13 protein-coding genes are annotated in these 18,856 nt (G+C 52.5%); all 13 read left to right on the top strand.

The genetic code is table 11. From position 1 onward, the window contains the following. Positions 1-99: 99 nt before the first annotated feature. The 13 genes from leuC to OIN60_RS07290 all read left to right on the top strand — a co-directional run bounded on the left by leuC (position 100) and on the right by OIN60_RS07290 (position 18,848). Positions 100-1,521 (top strand): 3-isopropylmalate dehydratase large subunit, encoded by a 1,422-nt coding sequence (gene leuC / locus OIN60_RS07350; RefSeq protein ID WP_305754215.1) that lies wholly within the window; start codon positions 100-102, stop codon positions 1,519-1,521. 21 nt (positions 1,522-1,542) lie between these two features. After that, positions 1,543-2,145 carry a 3-isopropylmalate dehydratase small subunit gene (leuD, locus tag OIN60_RS07345; RefSeq protein ID WP_305754214.1) on the top strand — a complete coding sequence of 201 codons (603 nt, stop codon included), beginning with the start codon at positions 1,543-1,545 and terminating at the stop codon, positions 2,143-2,145. 190 nt (positions 2,146-2,335) lie between these two features. Then, positions 2,336-3,817 carry an N-acetylmuramoyl-L-alanine amidase family protein gene (locus OIN60_RS07340; RefSeq protein WP_305754213.1) on the top strand — a complete coding sequence of 494 codons (1,482 nt, stop codon included), beginning with the start codon at positions 2,336-2,338 and terminating at the stop codon, positions 3,815-3,817. 368 nt (positions 3,818-4,185) lie between these two features. After that, positions 4,186-5,607 carry an N-acetylmuramoyl-L-alanine amidase family protein gene (locus tag OIN60_RS07335; RefSeq protein ID WP_305754212.1) on the top strand — a complete coding sequence of 474 codons (1,422 nt, stop codon included), beginning with the start codon at positions 4,186-4,188 and terminating at the stop codon, positions 5,605-5,607. Between the two features lie 30 nt (positions 5,608-5,637). After that, on the top strand, positions 5,638-6,294 hold the full coding sequence (locus OIN60_RS07330) for a GerMN domain-containing protein (RefSeq protein ID WP_305754211.1): 657 nt from the start codon (positions 5,638-5,640) through the stop codon (positions 6,292-6,294). Between the two features lie 199 nt (positions 6,295-6,493). Further along, positions 6,494-7,213: an endonuclease III gene (nth, locus tag OIN60_RS07325; protein WP_305754210.1), complete on the top strand. Its 720-nt coding sequence runs from the start codon at positions 6,494-6,496 to the stop codon at positions 7,211-7,213. Between the two features lie 17 nt (positions 7,214-7,230). Next, entirely contained in the window at positions 7,231-7,503 is a 273-nt protein-coding gene (locus tag OIN60_RS07320; protein WP_305754209.1) for an NAD/NADP transhydrogenase alpha subunit, read from the top strand. Between the two features lie 160 nt (positions 7,504-7,663). Continuing rightward, positions 7,664-11,287 carry a dynamin family protein gene (locus OIN60_RS07315; protein ID WP_305754208.1) on the top strand — a complete coding sequence of 1,208 codons (3,624 nt, stop codon included), beginning with the start codon at positions 7,664-7,666 and terminating at the stop codon, positions 11,285-11,287. A 330-nt stretch (positions 11,288-11,617) separates the two neighbouring features. Continuing rightward, positions 11,618-13,387, top strand: coding sequence for an ABC transporter ATP-binding protein (locus tag OIN60_RS07310; RefSeq protein ID WP_305754207.1), 1,770 nt, complete (start codon positions 11,618-11,620; stop codon positions 13,385-13,387). Continuing rightward, on the top strand, positions 13,384-15,258 hold the full coding sequence (locus OIN60_RS07305) for an ABC transporter ATP-binding protein (RefSeq protein WP_305754206.1): 1,875 nt from the start codon (positions 13,384-13,386) through the stop codon (positions 15,256-15,258). Before OIN60_RS07310 ends, OIN60_RS07305 begins: the two co-directional genes overlap by 4 nt. Before the next feature lie 121 nt (positions 15,259-15,379). Further along, positions 15,380-16,570 carry a formate-dependent phosphoribosylglycinamide formyltransferase gene (purT, locus tag OIN60_RS07300; RefSeq protein ID WP_305754205.1) on the top strand — a complete coding sequence of 397 codons (1,191 nt, stop codon included), beginning with the start codon at positions 15,380-15,382 and terminating at the stop codon, positions 16,568-16,570. After that, positions 16,563-17,021: a GNAT family N-acetyltransferase gene (locus tag OIN60_RS07295; protein ID WP_305754204.1), complete on the top strand. Its 459-nt coding sequence runs from the start codon at positions 16,563-16,565 to the stop codon at positions 17,019-17,021. The genes purT and OIN60_RS07295 overlap by 8 nt, the downstream gene beginning before the upstream one ends. 177 nt (positions 17,022-17,198) lie before the next feature. Then, complete coding sequence (locus tag OIN60_RS07290) at positions 17,199-18,848, top strand: response regulator (RefSeq protein ID WP_305754203.1); 1,650 nt, start codon at positions 17,199-17,201, stop codon at positions 18,846-18,848. Positions 18,849-18,856: the final 8 nt, after the last annotated feature.

The following is an 18,856-nucleotide window of genomic DNA, read 5'->3' as shown; positions in this document are numbered from 1 at the left end:
CTTGGATCAATGAAGCCATTGATGGTATATTCATGTCAATATCAATAAGAGAAGGCTCTGCCGCCTTACAATGTACGTAACCAACAGGGGTGAATAGTAATGAGCAAAAAGACAATGTTTGAGAAAATTTGGGATAATCACGTCATTCATCAGGAAGAAGGAAAACCTAGCATTTTATACATTGACCTGCACCTGGTACACGAGGTTACCTCGCCGCAGGCTTTTGAAGGCTTGCGCCTGAGCGGCCGCAAGGTACGCCGTCCGGAGCGCACGTTTGCGACCATGGACCACAACGTTCCAACGAAGGATCGCTTTAATATTTCGGACCCGATCTCCAAGCAACAGATCGATACTTTAACTCAGAACTGTCGCGATTTCGGCGTCACTCTGTATGATTTGAATACACTTGATCAGGGCGTAGTTCACGTTATGGGGCCTGAGCTTGGCTTGACTCATCCGGGCAAAACGATTGTCTGTGGTGACAGCCACACTTCCACACATGGTGCATTCGGCGCGCTTGCCTTTGGGATCGGAACAAGCGAGGTTGAGCATGTACTTGCGACCCAGTGTCTGCAGCAGGCCAAAGCGAAAACGATGGAGGTCCGTTTTGTCGGAAAACGCAAGCCTGGTGTTACGGCCAAAGACATGATTCTTGGCGTCATCGCAAAATACGGCACGGACTTCGCTACAGGTTATGTTATTGAATATACGGGTGAAGCGATTCGCGAGCTGAGTATGGAAGAACGCATGACGATTTGTAACATGTCCATTGAGGGCGGTGCTCGTGCGGGCATGATCGCTCCGGATGAGACGACCTTCGAATATCTGCGCGGACGTCAGCATGTGCCGCAAGGAGCTGCATTTGATCAAGCCGTGGCAGAATGGAGCAAGCTGGTTACCGATGAAGGAGCCCAGTTTGATACAGTTATGGAATTTGATATGGAGACGCTCATCCCGCAGGTCACCTGGGGAACAAGTCCAGGCATGGGCACTGATATTTCGGGCAACGTGCCTAATCCTGCCGACATGGCGACGGAAAATGAACGCAAAGCTGCCGAGAAGGCGCTTGAGTATATGGGATTGACTCCAGGAACGCCGATGACGGACATTGGGATTGACTATGTGTTTATCGGTTCCTGCACCAATGGCCGGATTGAGGATCTCCGTGCTGCGGCCCAGGTAGCGAAGGGCTACAAGGTTTCCGATAAAGTAACGGCAATCGTCGTTCCGGGTTCTGGACGTGTTAAGGAGCAGGCGGAGAAGGAAGGCCTGGATGTGATTTTTAAGGAAGCTGGCTTTGAATGGCGGGATGCAGGCTGCAGCATGTGCCTGGCGATGAATCCAGACGTATTGCAGCCGGGACAGCGCTGCGCGTCAACTTCCAACCGTAACTTTGAAGGCCGTCAGGGACGTGGTGGACGCACGCATCTCGTATCACCTGCCATGGCTGTTGCCGCTGCGATCCACGGACGCTTCTATGATGTGCGCGGCTGGGAATTCAAACAGGAAGTTGTCAGCTAAGACACGGGAGGAGAGATATTAATGGAAGCATTTAAAACTTTAAACGGAATCGTAGCTCCAGTAGACCGCGTCAATGTGGATACGGATGCCATTATTCCGAAGCAATTTCTCAAACGGATTGAGCGCACCGGATTCGGACAATTTCTGTTCTACGAATGGCGCTTTGACGAGCAGGGGAACGTAAATCCGAATTTCGAGCCGAACAAAGCGCGCTATCAGGGAGCATCCATCCTTATTTCCCGTGCCAATTTCGGCTGCGGTTCCTCCCGCGAGCATGCGCCGTGGGCGATTATGGATTATGGGTTCAAATGTGTCATTGCTCCATCGTACGCCGATATTTTCTATAACAACTGCTTCAAAAACGGAATTCTTCCGATTAAATTGTCGGAGGAGCAGGTAGAGGATCTCTTCCAGCGCACTGCAGCCCATGACGGTTACCGTCTGAACGTAGATCTGGAGAATAAGACGATTACGGATGATTACGGTCTGCATATTGACTTCGATCTGGATGAACACCGCAGACAGTTTCTGCTGCAAGGTCTGGACGACATCGGGCTGACGCTGCAGCACGAGGATAAAATCTCCCTTTATGAGCAGCAAATCGCCAAAAAAGCTTTGGTATAATGGCTATCTAAAGAAAATGTCAAACCGCAAGTGCAGGTAAAGCTGTGCTTGCGGTTTTTTTTGTCAAAAAAAATAAAAAAGCTGCACTTCCTGCGAAACATTCTGGGACAAGTAACGTCTAACAGTTTATGAGGATAGCTCCAATTGCAGCAGTGGAATCCCAGAGCATAATAAATTAAGGAGAATCAGGATGAAAAAATACGGATGGCTGCTTTTTTTGGCATTTTGGTTATGTTTTATCCCTTCTTTTCACCGGGCTGAAGCGGCGGGCACCAATCTGTTCTTAGACGGTGAGCGACTGGAAACGTCCGGGGGCACGACGGCGGAAATGGTGAACGGTAAAATAATGGTTCCGCTGCGTATCATCGGACAGGAGCTGGGCTACAAATTTGACTGGGAACCCAAGGAGTATAAGGTAATCGTACATAAGAGCAATACTGATATTTCCATGTTCGTTGGCCGCACAACGGCCTATGTGGGGAGCAAGGAAGTGCAGTTGGATTCTCCTCCGCTGCTGCGTGGCAGTACAACCCTGGTTCCGCTCCGTTTTGTGGGCGAACAGCTTGGTTTAAGCGTCAAGTGGGATAATGCCACCAAAGCGGTGTATCTGCAGAAGCTGGCTGCTGATGACACGGACAAGAACGGTGAAAGTAAGGGCGATGACAGCGGCACAACAGAAGGAGAAGACGGGAACACGGACGAGGATACGGATGAATCGGAAAAAACGCGGCAGGTGCATGAAATCAGCTTCAGCGACGGCCGTCTCACCGTATCTGCGGACGAAGGACGCAAGCCCGAAGTTTTCACAATGACAAATCCTGACCGGATTGTTGTTGATTTTCAAGATGCGGAATTTGTCGAAGGACTGACCGGGCAATACCCGGAGGAGAGCGACGGTACCCGGCTCATAGAAGTGGACGATAATGAAGATGTTCAGCTTATTCGTTTTGCACAGTACGATGAAGACGAAGCGGCCGCTCGGATCGTTCTCGTGCTGAACCGTACGAAGGGGTATTCAGTGACCCAGGAGGACGAGCAGTATGTTATTACCCTGGGCGAGCCTGTGGATGAAGCCGGGAGTGAACCGGAGCCCGCTAATCCAGCCATGCCCGCCGGCGAGGAGGGGCGTTGGTTAGTCGTGCTTGATGCGGGACATGGCGGCAAAGACCCCGGAGCAACGAGTGTTACAGGCCGGACGGAAAAGGAATTTAATTTGTCGGTCGCTTTAAGGGTGCAAGAGAAGCTGCGAGACGATCCGGACATTGAGCTGGTCATGACACGGGACGGAGACACCTATCCGGAGTTGGCAGAACGGTCGTCGTTGGCGAATGGTCTGAATGCGAATGTTTTTATCTCCATTCATGCCAACAGCATGCCGAAGACAGCGGCAGGGGCACTGGCTAATGGTTCTGAGACATACTACACCAGGAATGACAGCCAAGAGCTCGCGCTTATGATGCACAAAAATCTGGTAGAAGCGACAGGCTTAAAGGATAATGGCGTCAAGGTAAAGAATTTGCATGTGACCCGTGAGACCAAAATGCCAGCCGTGCTGCTGGAAGCAGGTTATTTGAGCAATGTTGGAGATGAGGCTGCATTGTTTTCGGAAGAGACGCAGAATCGAATCGCGGACGGCATCGTAAATGCTCTGCGCGAGTACCTGGGATTATGAAAAAATTGAAATAATAGCAGGAACGGTGATGTCAGCGGTAAAGCAGCCCTCTGACATCACCGTTTTTTTAGATGAATGACAAGCAAACTTCCGCTGCCCACGGTATGTCTTTTTTGAAATTCCAGATGGGTTCGAAAAAAGGGAATGATTCCTAGTTACCAAGCCTTGAGACCTACACCATAGATCATGTAGTCAGATATATGGCGACAACAAGCGCTATAAAAGTACATTAATTTAGCTATCTTGGCATTTATACGCAACTTTTCCCGCTCCAAAACGTCTAAAAAGTTGTCCGGCATTGCGTAAGCATGCATAACGAGCGCTGCGCTGAAGCATGTGGCAAAAATTTTGGAATGGAAGGGTGAAGAATGAAGAAGTTTGGCTTTTTATTGTTTTTATTTGTCTTCATGTGGGCGATCCCGAATTACGGACATGCAGCATCGGCCGGTGCGCAAATTGTTCTGGACGGAAAGCAGATTAATGTTACCGGCTCAGCACAGCCGGAAATCATTAACGGGACAACGATGGTGCCGTTTCGGGTCATTTCGGAAAATCTAGGTTACAAAGTAAACTGGAATCAAGGGAAAAAGTCCGTTCAGGTATCCAATGACGACACCGAGATCCAACTGGCAATTGGCAGCAAATCCGCTGCCGTCAATGGAAAGAAAGTCACTTTGAACGCGTCTCCTGTTATACGTTCCGGTAGCGCCCTGGTTCCACTCCGCTTTATTGGGGAGCAGATGGGCCTGGACGTAAGCTGGGACAGTTCATCCAAAACGGTAACGCTTATTACCCAGAACAGCGGCTCCGGGGATGGGGAAACTACTCCTCCTGCTTCTGGAAACGATGGGAACGATAGCGTTCCGTCGGAAGGTCTTGCACTGGTGAATGGAATCAGCTTGAGTGATAACCGGATGCTTATTACAACGACCGGTACTGCAAAGCCGAACACGTTCACGATGGCAGGACCCGACCGGATTGTCATTGACCTGCCTAATGCGGCGTTCTCGAATACGTTCAGGGACAGTCTGACACTCAGTCAGGATCTGAGCGGAGAATTCGCAGTGATGGACAACGAAAATGTCACCAATATCCGTTATGCCCTCTTCCAGGACAACCCATCTACTGTACGTGTGGTCATTGACTTGAATAAAGCGATGAGCTACAAGGCGTACAATGAGGGCAATGATCTCATTATTGTTGATCTGATGGAGAAAGGCTCGGAAACGACAGCTCCGGTGGGAGATGGCGGTAAAAAGGTCGTGGTCATTGATGCAGGGCATGGTGCCAAAGATCCGGGTGCTTCTGCCGGCGGCGGGAGAAATGAAAAGACCTTCAACCTGGCGATGGCGCTGAAGGTGGAACAAGTTTTAAAACAAAATCCTGACCTGGACGTCGTCCTTACACGTGATGACGATACTTTCCTCGAACTCAGTGAACGGGTCAAAATCGCCAAAAACCTGAATGCCGATGTATTTATTTCCATTCATGCCAATTCGGCGGGCTCCTCGTCGGCAAGCGGCACGGAAACGTACTATCAGCGCAGCAGCAGTAAAACTCTGGCCAATACGGTTCACAAGCATTTGGTTGAAGCGACCCAGCTCACCAATCGTGGAGTCCGTTACGGCAATTTCCATGTCATCCGTGAAACGACCATGCCGGCGGTTCTGCTAGAGATAGGGTATTTGAGTAACAGCAATGATGCTGCGGCTTTATTCTCGGAGGACTTCCAAAATCGGGTGGCCCAAGGGATTGCAGACGGAATTGAAGAGTATCTCGGGGTCAATTAACCCCTTTTCTCGTGAACAGGAGGCAGAGGGATGAAAAAAATAGCTTGGACCGCTTGTCAGCTCGCGCTTATCGTGGCTGTTACGGCAGGCTGTGCGGGTAAGCAGGCGGCACCGCCCGCCGCTCCGGCGGCGGAAGAACAGCCGGCACAGGATGCTCCTGCGACTCAAGACACAGAAGCATCGGCGGAAGATCCTGCAAAGAATCAGGATGCTGAACCGACTGGGGAAGCGCCCGTTAAAGTGCCGGAACAGGACGCTGCTGAACAAACAGCAGCAGAGGAAGCCGAGACAGGCAGTATGAGCATTAACGTGTATTATACGGATCCTGAACAATCAGAGCTGCTGCAGTCCACGCAGGAGATCCGTTATCCGAGCGAGCTGCAAAAGTATAAACAGGCCTTCCAGGCGCTGCAGCGGAGCAACAACGATGGCCAGGTGCCGCTATGGTCCGAATCCATAGAGATTCAGCAGATCAGATTTGAAAATGGGGCATTGACTTTTGATATCGGCCTTCCGGACGATGCACGACTTGGTGCAGGAGGAGAATCGCTGGCGCTAGAGGCGTTGACCAAGACGATGTTCCAGTTCCCGGAAGTGGACACGCTTGATCTTCTCGTCGATGGAGAAGCGGTCGAATCATTGATGGGTCATGCGGACCTGGAGCACCCGATGAAGCGCAATAATTAAATCTTTATCGTTCTTTATGGACTTAAGGGGTGCAATCCGGCTCAGATAATGATAAACTAGGAGAGTATTTCAGCCTCAAGATGGCTGGATTACTCAAACAATAGTCGTTTCTTTTTCCGGATGATTATTTAGAGTGATCGTCTTGATGCGGGGCTGGCCCCCGTATCAGGACGTTTTTTTGTGTAGGAGGTAGGATTCCGTGAATGCAGCAACCGCGCGCCATATTCTTGATACGATCGGCAATATGTTTCCGGACGCCCATTGTGAGCTGAACCACAGCAACGCTTTTGAATTGACGATTGCCGTCCTGCTGTCAGCACAATGTACCGACGAAACGGTGAATAAGGTAACAGCCGACTTGTTCCAAAAATACAAGACGCCGGAAGACTATATGTCCGTACCGCTGGAGGAACTGGAGCAGGATATCCGGAGGATCGGCCTGTACCGCAACAAAGCGAAGCATATTCAAAATTTGTGCCGCATGCTTGTTGAGCAGTACGCTGGCGAGGTGCCGGATACGCATGACAAACTCGTGCAACTGCCGGGAGTGGGCAGGAAAACCGCCAACGTCGTTGTATCGAATGCTTTTGGCGTTCCCGCCATTGCGGTAGATACTCACGTAGAGCGGGTGTCCAAGCGACTTGGTTTGGCAGGCTGGGACGACAGTGTGCTGGAAGTGGAAAAAAAACTGATGAAGCGGGTGCCGCGCGAAGAATGGACGCTAACCCACCACAGGCTTATTTTTTTCGGACGGTATCATTGCAAGGCCCAGAATCCGCAGTGCCAGGTATGCCCGCTGCTCGATGTGTGCCGTGAAGGCAAAAAGCGTATGAAAACGTCCCGAATCAGGAAAGATAAGGAACAGGAAACGTCTGCCAAGCGTCAGGTTGCCAAGAAAAGACTACAATCATTAGAGTAGAAAAGGATGAAACGAAAATGAAGTGCATTTCGGTCTATACGGATAATTTTGGAGCGTTCTCCGATATTTTTGAAGAGGTGCTGAACAGCGAATTTTCTGAAAACGAAGAGCGTGAATTGGAAGGGATTACGGTAAGCCATTCCGGCGATGTTCCTGAGCATTATTTGGAGCGCATGTCGCAAAAGCCGGAGGTTGTTGTCATGAAAGACAAGCAGCGCGGCATCACCATTTTGCAGCACGGACAGGTATTTGAAATTTTGCTGCCTGTACTTGAAGAAGCTGTGAACTGAAATCATTCGTTCCAGGCATAAGCCGCCTCCGGGGTCTTCGATCCGGAGGCGGCTTTCTTGTGCTTGCATGGTTCGTAACACTGCGGTTCTCAGGGCGGGTGATCAATGCTACAATAGTTCCGTAGGCAAGCAATCGAATGGAAGGAGCGGAGCCGGACAAATGGTGAAAACGGTTACCGAAAATATTGATAGCAAGTCCGGGCCCGTTGAACGGATACGGCTATTTTTGCAAAATGCCCAAGACCCTGCCGGAGCAGCCTCGGCTGCGGATCTGCTGAAGAAAGCGGACGCCGACGAGCTGACCATCGCCTTTTGCGGCCATTTTTCAGCCGGGAAGTCGAGCCTTATTAACAGCCTCTGTGGTAAAAAGGTGCTGCCGTCAGGCCCGGTGCCGACCAGCGCCAATGTGGTTTCCATCCGGTCGGGGGAAGCGCGGGCGCTCATCTACCGCAGCGGTCAGCAGGAATCCCCGCTTGAGGTCAGCCCTGCCGAGCTGGCAGAATATTGTGTCAATGGTGGACAGTATACGGCTGTGGAAGTATGGGATCACTTGCCGGTTCTGGAGGACGGCGGCGTGCTGCTGGATACTCCGGGGGTAGATTCGACGGACAGAGGACATGCGCTCGCTACAGATTCGGCGCTGCATCTGGCGGATGTCGTATTTTATGTCATGGATTATAACCATGTTCAATCGGAGAACAATTTAACCTTTGCCAAGAGTTTGTCCGACTGGGGCAAGCCGCTCTATCTCATTGTCAACCAGATCGATAAGCATAGGGAGCGCGAGCTATCCTTTGCCGATTACCGCAAAGCGGTGGAGGAAAGCTTCAAGGCTTGGCAGGTGCGGTATACGGATATTTTATTTACATCGCTGACGGATAGGCAACATCCGCTGAACCAGCGCGCGTCATTGGAGGATCTGATTCGTTCCCTGATCGGAATGAAGGAGACGCTGATCAGCCACAGTGTGCGTTCTTCGCTGCGTCATCTGGCGGAAAGGCATATTCAGGCTCGTGAGGCGGAGCTGGAGGAGGGGCTTGACCAACTGCTGGATGAAGCTGGAGGAGCAGTCGAGGTGGAGCGGCAGCAGGCGGAATATGAGCGTCTGAAGCGAGAGGAGAAGGAACTGGAGAGACTTCCCGAAGCAGAGCAAGATCGGCTGCGCCGTGATCTGAACCAGCTCATGGAGCAGGCGAATCTGACACCGGCTGTATTGCGAGACGCCGCCTCTGCGTATCTGGAAAGCCGCAAGAGCGGCTTTAAGGTCGGGCTGTTCTTCGGCGGTGGTAAAACGGAGAAGGAGCGTCAACGTCGGCTTGATAGACTGACGACCATGCTGCAGGAGCAGGCTGACGGACAGTTGCTGCCACATGTCAGAAGCCAGTTTCGTTCTTTTGGTGAGCTTCATGACATATGGGATAGCTCGTATGAAGAGGAACTGAGTGACCTGCATCCTATGATCACGGAGCAGTTTGTGGCGGATACGGTGCAGGAATCGGCCTTGTCCCCGGAATATACGCTGAATTATTGCAAGGATTTGCGCGCAGGAGTGGTTGCGCTGTATCGCAGTGTCGTGCGTGAGCTGACCGGTCGGCTGCTGGAGCAGCTCACCGCTCGTGCCTCCGCGCAGCGTGCGGCGCTGGCGGACGGCCTCACCACTGCCGCCGCCGCGCTGGGCGCGGCGATGCAAGCGGCAGCACTGCGCACGGCAGCAGCGGACCACGCTGCTGCGCTGCGCGCGCTGCTGCCGCCTGCGGACGGCCTGGCGGCAGCACTGCCGCGCGCAGCGGCGCCGGCCGCAGGCGGGGCTGCGCCTGCACGGCCGGTGCAGGCGGCCGTGCCTGTCCCGGTCGCACAGCGCCGGGACGCTGCGGCGCTGCCGGCTGCCGCCGGACGGCAGCGGCGGCTCGCGGATGCGGCGGTCCGACTTGAAGCCGCCGCCGCGCTGGCAGCCCCTTATCCCGCCATGCAGGCGGCGGTAAGGGGGCTGCGGGACCGTGCGCGCAGTCTGGCGCACGGGCGGTTCACGCTCGCGCTGTTCGGTGCCTTCAGCGCGGGCAAGTCCTCCTTCGCCAATGCGCTGCTCGGCGAAGCGGTATTGCCCGTATCGCCGCATCCAACGACGGCGGCGATCAACCGCATTATGGCACCGGAAGGGGATCGGCGCCATAGAACGGCCGCAGTCCATATGAAATCCCCATCCGCGCTGCGCGAGGATTTGGAATACTCCTTCAGACTGCTCGGGGTTGACATGCCTGCCGATGAGGAGTGGCTCAGGACGGCGGAGCAGCTCCGCCCCGAGGGAGTCCATCCGGCCGGCCGGCCGCACTACAGCTTTATCAAGGCCGCTGCGGCAGGCTGGAAGGACGCGGCGCCGCTGCTGGGGCAAGTGCTGACGGTTGAAATGGAGGAGTACAGGGGCTTTGTGGCCGCCGAATCCAAATCATGCTTTGTGGACCGGATCGATCTCTATTATGACTGCGCGCTCACCCGGCAGGGTATCGTGCTGGTGGATACACCGGGAGCGGACTCGGTCAATGCCCGGCATACAGGCGTCACCTTCAATTATATGAAGCATGCGGATGCGCTTGTATTTGTCACCTATTACAACCATGCCTTTACCCAAGGCGACCGCCAGTTTCTGACCCAGCTTGGACGGGTCAAGGATACGCTTGTGCTGGATCAGACCTTTTTTATCGTGAATGCGGCGGACCTGGCCTCCTCGGAGGAAGAGCTGCAGGCGGTGGTTGGACACGTGGCCACGGAGCTGCAGTCGAACGGGATACGTAAGCCGCGCATCTTTCCTGTGTCCAGCCTGCTTGCGCTTGACGGCCGTGAAAAGGACGAGGCCGTCCTTTACGACGCCTCCAGATTTAAGGAGTTCGAGCAGTCCTTCCATACTTTCGCGGGCGAAGAGCTGGCAGGCCTGTCCATCCGTGCGGCCAACAGCGATATCCAAAGGGTACGGGTGCGTATGGAGCAGTGGGCCAAGGAGGCGCTGGCAGGGCTTGAGGAGAGAGGGAAGCGATTGCTGGAAGTAGAAGCCGTCCTTAAGCTCTCGTCGGATATCACCAGAGCCCTTTCCTCTGCGGCTTTAGCCCCGGGAATAACAGCAGAATCGGATGAACTGCTGTATCATGTCCGGCAGCGTATTGCTTACCGCACGGGGGAGTTTATGGCGGAAGCCTTCCATCCTTCGGTGCTGCGGGAAGGGGAAGGTGACCTTCGTTCCGTGTTTGCGGCTTGTGGTCGTGAGCTGCTGCGTCTGTTCGAAATCGAGCTGAGCCAAGAGCTTCTCGCCACCACACTAAGGCTGGAGAAGGCGGGCAAAGCGGCGGTTATGAAAGAAAGTTCGCGCTGCTGCGAAGAAATTAACTCGCTGCTGGACGGCCTGGACTGCATGCCTGCCTCACCGCAGGAGTGGAAGGTGCCTGAGCTGGAGGAGACTTCCCTGCAAGGGAAGGTCGATTGGAGGAGCTACTGGAGCTTCTTCAAAAATCCGAAGCACTTCTTTGAAGGTGCTGGACGACGGTTGCTGCAAGAGAAGCTTGAGCCGCTGCTCCGGCAGTTCGTGGCGGATGAAGCGACGCGTATCGGAGGCAGTCTCGCCGAATACTATATCAACTGTGCCCGTCAGGAAAGACAACAGCAGGCCGAGCAAATCCGTGAGCAAATAGGAGAGGCGCTGGAAGGCATGAAGCAGTCTTTGATCGGCAGTGAAAGTCCTGAGCAGTGGACGGTTCTGGCCGCGCGTCTGGCGGAATTGGAGCAGGAGAATGTATAACGGACGACAAGCTGATGATCCGGGATTTTCTCGTGTAAGCATTGCAATAGTCCCGGTTATATAGCCGCTTTGTCAAAGGGCAGCCCTTATCCTATGAGGAAAGGCTGCCCTTTGTGCATCGTGATACTTTCTGAATATCTAAAAAAAGGAAGCATACGGGAGTTATTTACCTTATTCCATTAAAATAAGCGGTTTACAAAACATCCATGCTCATTTGTCGTCATTATAGCCCGAAAACAGCGGGTATTCCTCTTTGCCGCTCTGTACAGCGGGTGATAAACTTCATAATTGTCATTACTAATTTGAGGCAATTAATGGAGGGAAAAACTCATGGATGTTCTCAGGCAGTTGCAGGGCTTCTTCAAGGAGAGAAGGCACTATTTGCTCTTTTCAATCCTATGCCTTGCCATAGCGACCGCGCTCGGGCTTGTCTACCCGACACTGCTGCGGAGGTTGATTGACAATGTAATTGTGCCTCGCCATTTTGAAGGCGTTCCCATGCTTGCTCTGACGGCTCTGGGAGTGGTTATCCTCAAATCCTTCATGCAATTTCTCCACGGATTTTTCGGCGGCAGGCTCGGCAATTTCTTGGCTTACCGGCTTCGTAATGCCTGTTATGAAAAGCTTCAGTTTCTGTCTTTCCGCTATTATGATACCGCCAAGACCGGAGACCTCATGTCCCGCCTTACTGGGGACCTGGAAGCGATCCGAAATTTCATCGGCTTCGGGTTTGCCCAGTTGCTTAACGTGCTGCTGATGCTCTTTTTTGGCGCAGCGGTTATGCTGTCCATTAACTGGCAACTGACGCTGATCACGCTCATCACAATGCCTCTCCTCACCTTTGTTGCTCTTAAATTTGAATCCAAGATCCACCCGACCTTTCAAGACATGCGCCAGGCGCTGAGCTCTCTTACGACGGCCGTACAGGAGAATATTACTGGAGTGCGCACGGTCAAATCCTTTGCGCGCGAGTCATATGAAGTGGATAAATTTACGATCCGCAATGAGTATTACAAAAAAAATCAGTTAAACGCAGCCGATTTATGGGGCCGGTATTTTCCGGTCATGGAGCTGCTGGCTTCGATCAGCATTGTGCTGCTCATGGGCATGGGCGGTTACCTAGTCATCCGCCAGTCCTTGACCTTGGGCGAGCTTGTCGCTTTTTTCAGCCTGATCTGGTACATTATTGGACCGATGTGGAGTATCGGCTTTCATATTAACAACTATACGCAATCCAAAGCGTCGGGTGAGCGGGTGCTTGAGCTGCTTAACCAGCCCGTGGACGTCAAGGATGAAGAAGATGTGGTCGAGCTTGATCCCGCCAAGGTGCAGGGCCATATCACCTTCGACCATGTTACATTTGCCTACGGCAACAAGATGCCCGCGGTTGTGGATATCCATATTGATGCTCCTCCGGGCTCTGTGATTGGGCTGCTTGGGGGCACGGGCTCCGGCAAATCGACCATTATCCAACTGCTGATGCGTGCTTACAACGTCAACGAAGGAAGCATCAGGCTGGATGGCACGGATATTCGACAGATCAGGATCAAGGACCTGCGGGCCCAGATTTCGTCGGTGTTCCAGGAGACGTTCTTGTTCTCTTCCTCAATCCGCAACAATATCTCCTACGGTATGAGCAATGTGAGTATGGAGGAAATTATCCGTGTCTCAAAGCTGGCCAAAGCGCATGATTTCATCAGCGAGCTTCCCGATGGCTATGACACGGTAGTAGGAGAACGGGGAATGGGGCTGTCCGGCGGACAGAAGCAGCGCATCGCCATCGCCCGTGCTCTGCTGAAGAACCCGAAGATCCTGGTGCTGGACGACGCCACCAGCGCGGTTGATATGGAGACCGAGCATGAAATCCAGGCTGGTTTTAAAGAGGTTATGAAGGGCAGAACGACATTTATTATCGCACACCGCATTTCCTCGCTTCGGCATGCTGACGAAATTCTTGTACTGGAGGAAGGCAGGGTTGTGCAGCGGGGAACCCACGAAGAACTGACAGCTACCCCGGGTGCCTATCAGGATGTCTATCATATTCAATACGCGGACCATATTGCGCAAATCGCGAGCGCAGCGGAGAAGGTGAATCCATGAATACGAACACACAGAGAACCGCAAAATCCCCGTTTAAGAGCCGTCCAAGTCAGGAGGGTCAGCAGAGCAAACCGCTGAATGAACGCTTTGTCTATCAGGATGACGAAGTGATCGACAAGCCATTTAACTGGGCGGAATTCAAGCGTTTGTTTGCTTATATGAAGCCCTATGCAAGACAGATGATTCCCTTGGTCGTGCTCATGATGGTGCTCGGGACGATTACCAAGCTTGCTGTGCCGTTTCTGACGAGTATGGCTATTGATGGAGCGATCGCTCCCGAACCGCCTGCTGTGCCGAACGCAAGGCTGCTGCTGATCCTGACCGGAATCGTGCTCTTGCTTTACATCATTCAGTGGGGAGCGAATACGTACCGGATCAAGTATACGAATATTATCGGGCAGCGGGTCATTTATGATCTACGGGCCGATCTTTTCAAGCATATCCAGAAGCTGTCGTTCAACTTTTTTGACAAACGGCCTGCAGGTTCCGTTCTTGTTCGTGTCACGAACGATATCAATTCACTTCAGGATCTGTTTACCAACGGAGCAGTGAACGTACTGATCGATTGTGTGCAATTGGTTGGGATTGTTGTGATTCTGCTGCTAATCAATTGGAAGCTGGCGGTTGCTGTTATGATCACTGTGCCGCTCATGTTCATCATATCCACTAGATTGCGTGTACGTATACGCCGTGCCTGGCAGGACGTCAGAATGAAGAATTCCCGCATCAATTCCCATTTGAATGAATCCATTCAAGGCATACGTGTGACCCAGGCATACACGCAGGAGCACGAGAACATGGCGTTCTTCGACCACATGAACTTCACCAGCAAAAGATCCTGGGACAAGGCGTCAGCGATGAACCAGGCCTTCGGTCCGCTGATTGAAATTACGGGTGGACTTGGAACGCTGGTGCTGTTCTGGTTCGGCGCATACCTGATTCAGACGGGCCAGCTTACGATCGGCTATCTGGTCGCCTTTGCGACCTATGTAGGGAATTTCTGGGACCCCATTAACCGGCTTGGGCAAATGTACAACCAGTTGCTGGTGGCGATGGCGTCCTCAGAGCGCATTTTCGAATTTATGGATGAGAAGCCGGCTATCTCCGATAAACCGGGGGCGGTATCGCTGCCGCCGATTCGCGGGGATATCGAGCTTGAGGACGTCGTGTTTGAGTATGAGAAAGGTCGGCAGGCGCTGAAGGGCATCAGTTTATCCGTCACGGCCGGACAATCGATTGCACTCGTGGGTCATACCGGTTCTGGCAAAAGCACCATCATCAACCTGCTGAGCCGATTCTACGATATCACATCAGGCAAGCTGACGATTGACGGTTATGATATCCGAGATGTCACCGTGGAGAGCCTGCGCAGCCAGATCAGCGTCGTACTGCAGGATACATTCATCTTTTCAGGCACGATCCGGGACAATATCAGGTTCGGACGCCTTGATGCGACGGATGAGGAGATAGAAGCTGCCGCTAAAGCGGTTCATGCCCATGAGTTTATTACACATCTGCCCGGTGGTTACGAGACGGAGGTGGAGGAGAGGGGCACGGTACTCTCGATGGGGCAGAGACAGTTGCTGTCCTTTGCCCGCGCTCTACTGGCCAATCCGCGTGTCCTGATACTGGATGAAGCTACGGCAAGCATCGACACCGAGACAGAGCTTAAAATCCAGGATGCTCTGAAGGTGCTTCTTCAGGGGAGAACTTCCTTCATGGTTGCACACCGGCTATCCACGATCCGTAACGCCGATAATATTATCGTGCTGGATCATGGCGAGCTCGTCGAGTCAGGAAACCATGACCAATTAATGAAAAAACAAGGGGTTTATCGTGGGCTTGTAGAAGCACAATTCAGGTTTCTGTAAAAAAAATATCGTAAAATCACGTTTTTTGTAAAGAAAATGGTGGAGCACTATTGCATTATTGGCTCTGAACCCTGAAAATATAGGTGAACTAGCTATATTCGTCTGAGGGGAAGGAAACAAAATGTGGGGTGCTCCTTTTTCCGCTGGAGCGAAAAAAATGCTGCTACTTGGCAGCGGCGAACTCGGAAAAGAAGTCATTATTGAGGCTCAGCGATACGGTGTGGAGTGCATTGCCGTTGACCGTTATGAGCAAGCTCCTGCGATGCAGGTAGCCCATCGGTCCTATTGTATCGACATGCAGGACCCGGAAGCTTTGAAATCGCTGATCCGCAAGGAGCAGCCGGACCTGATCGTCCCCGAAATTGAGGCAATCGCGACCCACGCGCTGGAGGAGCTGGAGCTGGAGGGTTTCAGAGTAGTTCCTACCGCCCGTGCCGCACGTCTCACGATGGATCGCGAGGGAATCCGGCGGCTGGCAGCCGAACAGCTAGGACTGCCTACAGCCGCGTATCGATTTGCCGACAACCTGGAACAGCTTGAGCATGCGGTTGCTGAGCTCGGAACGCCATGTGTGGTGAAGCCGCTCATGAGCTCCTCGGGCAAGGGACAATCCGTCTGCCGGACACCTGAAGAGGCGTCTGCCTGCTGGAACACGGCGCTGGAAGGAGCACGCGGCCACACAGCGCGTGTCATCGTTGAGGCCTTTGTTCCGTTTGAAAGCGAGATTACGCTTCTTACGGTGCGCTCTGTAAGCGGGACAACCTTCTGCCCACCGATTGGGCACATCCAGAAAGACGGGGATTATGTTGAATCATGGCAGCCCCACCAGATGACGGCCGCGCAGCTTGAACAGGCACAGGACGTTGCACGTCGCATTACGGACGAGCTGGGAGGATACGGTATTTTCGGTGTCGAGCTGTTTCTGACATCCGACAGTGTCGTCTTCAGTGAAGTTTCGCCCCGTCCTCATGATACCGGGATGGTTACGATGGTAACACAGGATTTATCTGAATTTGCCTTGCATGTGAGGGCTATTCTTGGACTGCCTGTACATGAGGTGCAATTGCTGGTCCCAGGTGCTTCCGCCACACTTAAAGCGGATACTGCGGATAAGCATTATGCGATAAGCGGAATTGAGGAGGCCTTGCTGCTGCCCCGGACCCAGGTAAGGGTGTTCGGCAAGCCGGAAACCAAGGTTGGCCGACGTATGGCAGTTGCGCTAAGCACGGCAGATCAGGTGGAAACGGCCCGTAAAATTGCAAAAGAAGCTGCTAATAAGCTTAAAGTGGAGGTTAACGTAAACCATGTCTAATAACGTTTTGGCTCCGGAGCTGATGCTTCGGGCCGGTGTACTTAGTGACTGCGAATGCGTTACAGGATTAATGCGGGAAATCAATTACCCGATGACCTGCTCTGTTATGCGCGAACGTATGGAATCCATTGTAGCTGATCCTAATGCCTGCATCATGATGGCAGAAGTTGACGGAAAGGTAGCCGGTGCAATCGGCGTGCAAATCGTGCAAAGCCATGCTTATCCTGAACCGGCTGCACAGATCACATTGTTAATCGTCAGCAGCGAATACCGTCGTGAAGGCATCGGCAGACGACTCGTTGCATTGGCAGAGACATGGGGCAGAGAGCACGGTGGCGTCCACATGATGGTTACAGGTGCCAATCGTGAACGGAATGCGGTTGCGCTCGATTTTTATGAATGCATCGGGTTTGAAAAACATGGTTATCGACTGATCAAAAAGCTGAGCTAGCAGATATTATAGGCATGAACCTGATCCGGCGCGGAAGTGCCGGTTCTTTTTTTCGCTATTTACATCCTGCATGCGATATAATACAATACCTAAGTGATTTTTGGGAAACGCTTACACCAAACACGGGCTTGTGGGCATCCACTGGTTTTAAAAGTTGAGGATTTGAGGGATGAAGCAGTGTATAAACTAATTTTGGTAGATGATGAGCAGGATGTCCGTGAAGGGCTGCTCGAACAGATTGCATGGCAGGCACACGGATTTGAAGTCATAGCCACGGCCGAGAATGGTAGGGAAGCATGCGACCTTGTGGAAAGACATCAGCCTGACGTCATCGTTACCGACATTCAGATGCCTTTTATGGATGGTCTGCAGCTCGCGGAATGGGTAAGACGACATGCGCCGACAGCCAAAATTATTATTTTGACAGGTTTTGATGAATTTGAGTATGCCCAGCGGGCGATCAAGCTGCATATCGATGAATATGTGCTCAAGCCGTTTTCGGCAGGAGAGCTGGTGGACGTGCTGCTCAAAGTGAAAAGCCGCATCGAAAGTGAAATTGCGGACAAAGAGAATCTGCAGGTGCTTCAGGATCATTACAAACGAAGCTTGCCGCTGCTGCGCGAGCTTTTTCTGATTTCACTGATCTCAAGACGCCTGCCGAAGGCTGAAATTGCGGAAAAATCGCGGCTGTATGACCTGGACCTGTCCGGAAAAGGCTATTTGGTGTCGGTCATTTCCATTGATCGGATTTCCGGTCCTTGGTCCGGGTCTGCCGAGAGCAGTGGCACTGGTTCGCTGCGCAGCTCCGGCAATCGACAGCTGCAGTTGTTTGCAGTGCTGAATATTGCGGAGGAAATCGTGAACAGGCGGGGCAGCGGCCTTGTGTTCATGCATCAGGACCAGATTGTGCTGCTGTCTGTCTGCCATGAGGAAGGGAGTGCAGCTTTTACCCAGAATATCCTGAACGGACTGGACGAAATCAGGGTCAGTGTAGAAAAGCATTTAAAGCTTACCGTTACGATCGGTGCTGGAACCGAATCCAGGGAAGCCGAAAACATATACATTTCCTATGAAAGTGCGTATAGTGCGCTGAACTACAGGTTTGTGCTCGGCAATAACCGCATTATTTTGATTGATGACGTTGAGTCTGGAAGGGCCGAAATGGTCCGTTTTGACGACCTTAAGGAGCAGGGGCTCATACGGACTTTGAAGGTGGGGACTTCCATGGAGCTGGCAGAGCTGATGGACAGCCTGTTTGCCGACCTGGAGCCTGCCGCGGTATCTATTCAGGACTACCAGGTCTATCTTTTGGAAATTTTGACCGTCATTCTCAAGGTGACACGTGAGGCCGGTATAGGTATAGAGTCCGTGTTCGGCGCTTCCTCCAACCCGGTTGCGGAGGTGTATCGCTTGAACAATTTGCCTGAGGTGAAGCAGTGGTTTACATTTGCCTGTAATACGCTGATCCGTTTGATCTCCAGCCGCCGCGAAACCGGGTACAGCAAGCTCGTGGAGGAAGCCAAGACCTTTATGCGCGAGCATTTTCGCGACAGCGACCTGTCGATTGCCAAAGTATGCAGCCATCTTCATATCAGCGCAGGTTATTTTAGCAGTATTTTCAAAAAAGAAATGAAGCTGACCTTTGTTGGCTATTTGATGCAATTGCGTATGGAGGAAGCCAAGGAGCTGCTGCGCTCCACCGATCTGAAGGCGTTTGAAATCGCGGAGAAAACCGGGTTTTCGGATTCCAACTATTTCAGCTATTGCTTCCGGAAGACCTTCAACATGACACCCAAAGAGTACCGCAACAGCTCCAGAGGAGGTTAAAGCGTAAG

The organism is Paenibacillus zeirhizosphaerae (genome assembly GCF_030705605.1).
Lineage (GTDB): Bacteria > Bacillota > Bacilli > Paenibacillales > Paenibacillaceae > Paenibacillus > Paenibacillus zeirhizosphaerae.
The sequence above is the reverse complement of the archived record's forward strand: the minus strand, read 5'-3'. Positions and strand labels throughout refer to the sequence as shown.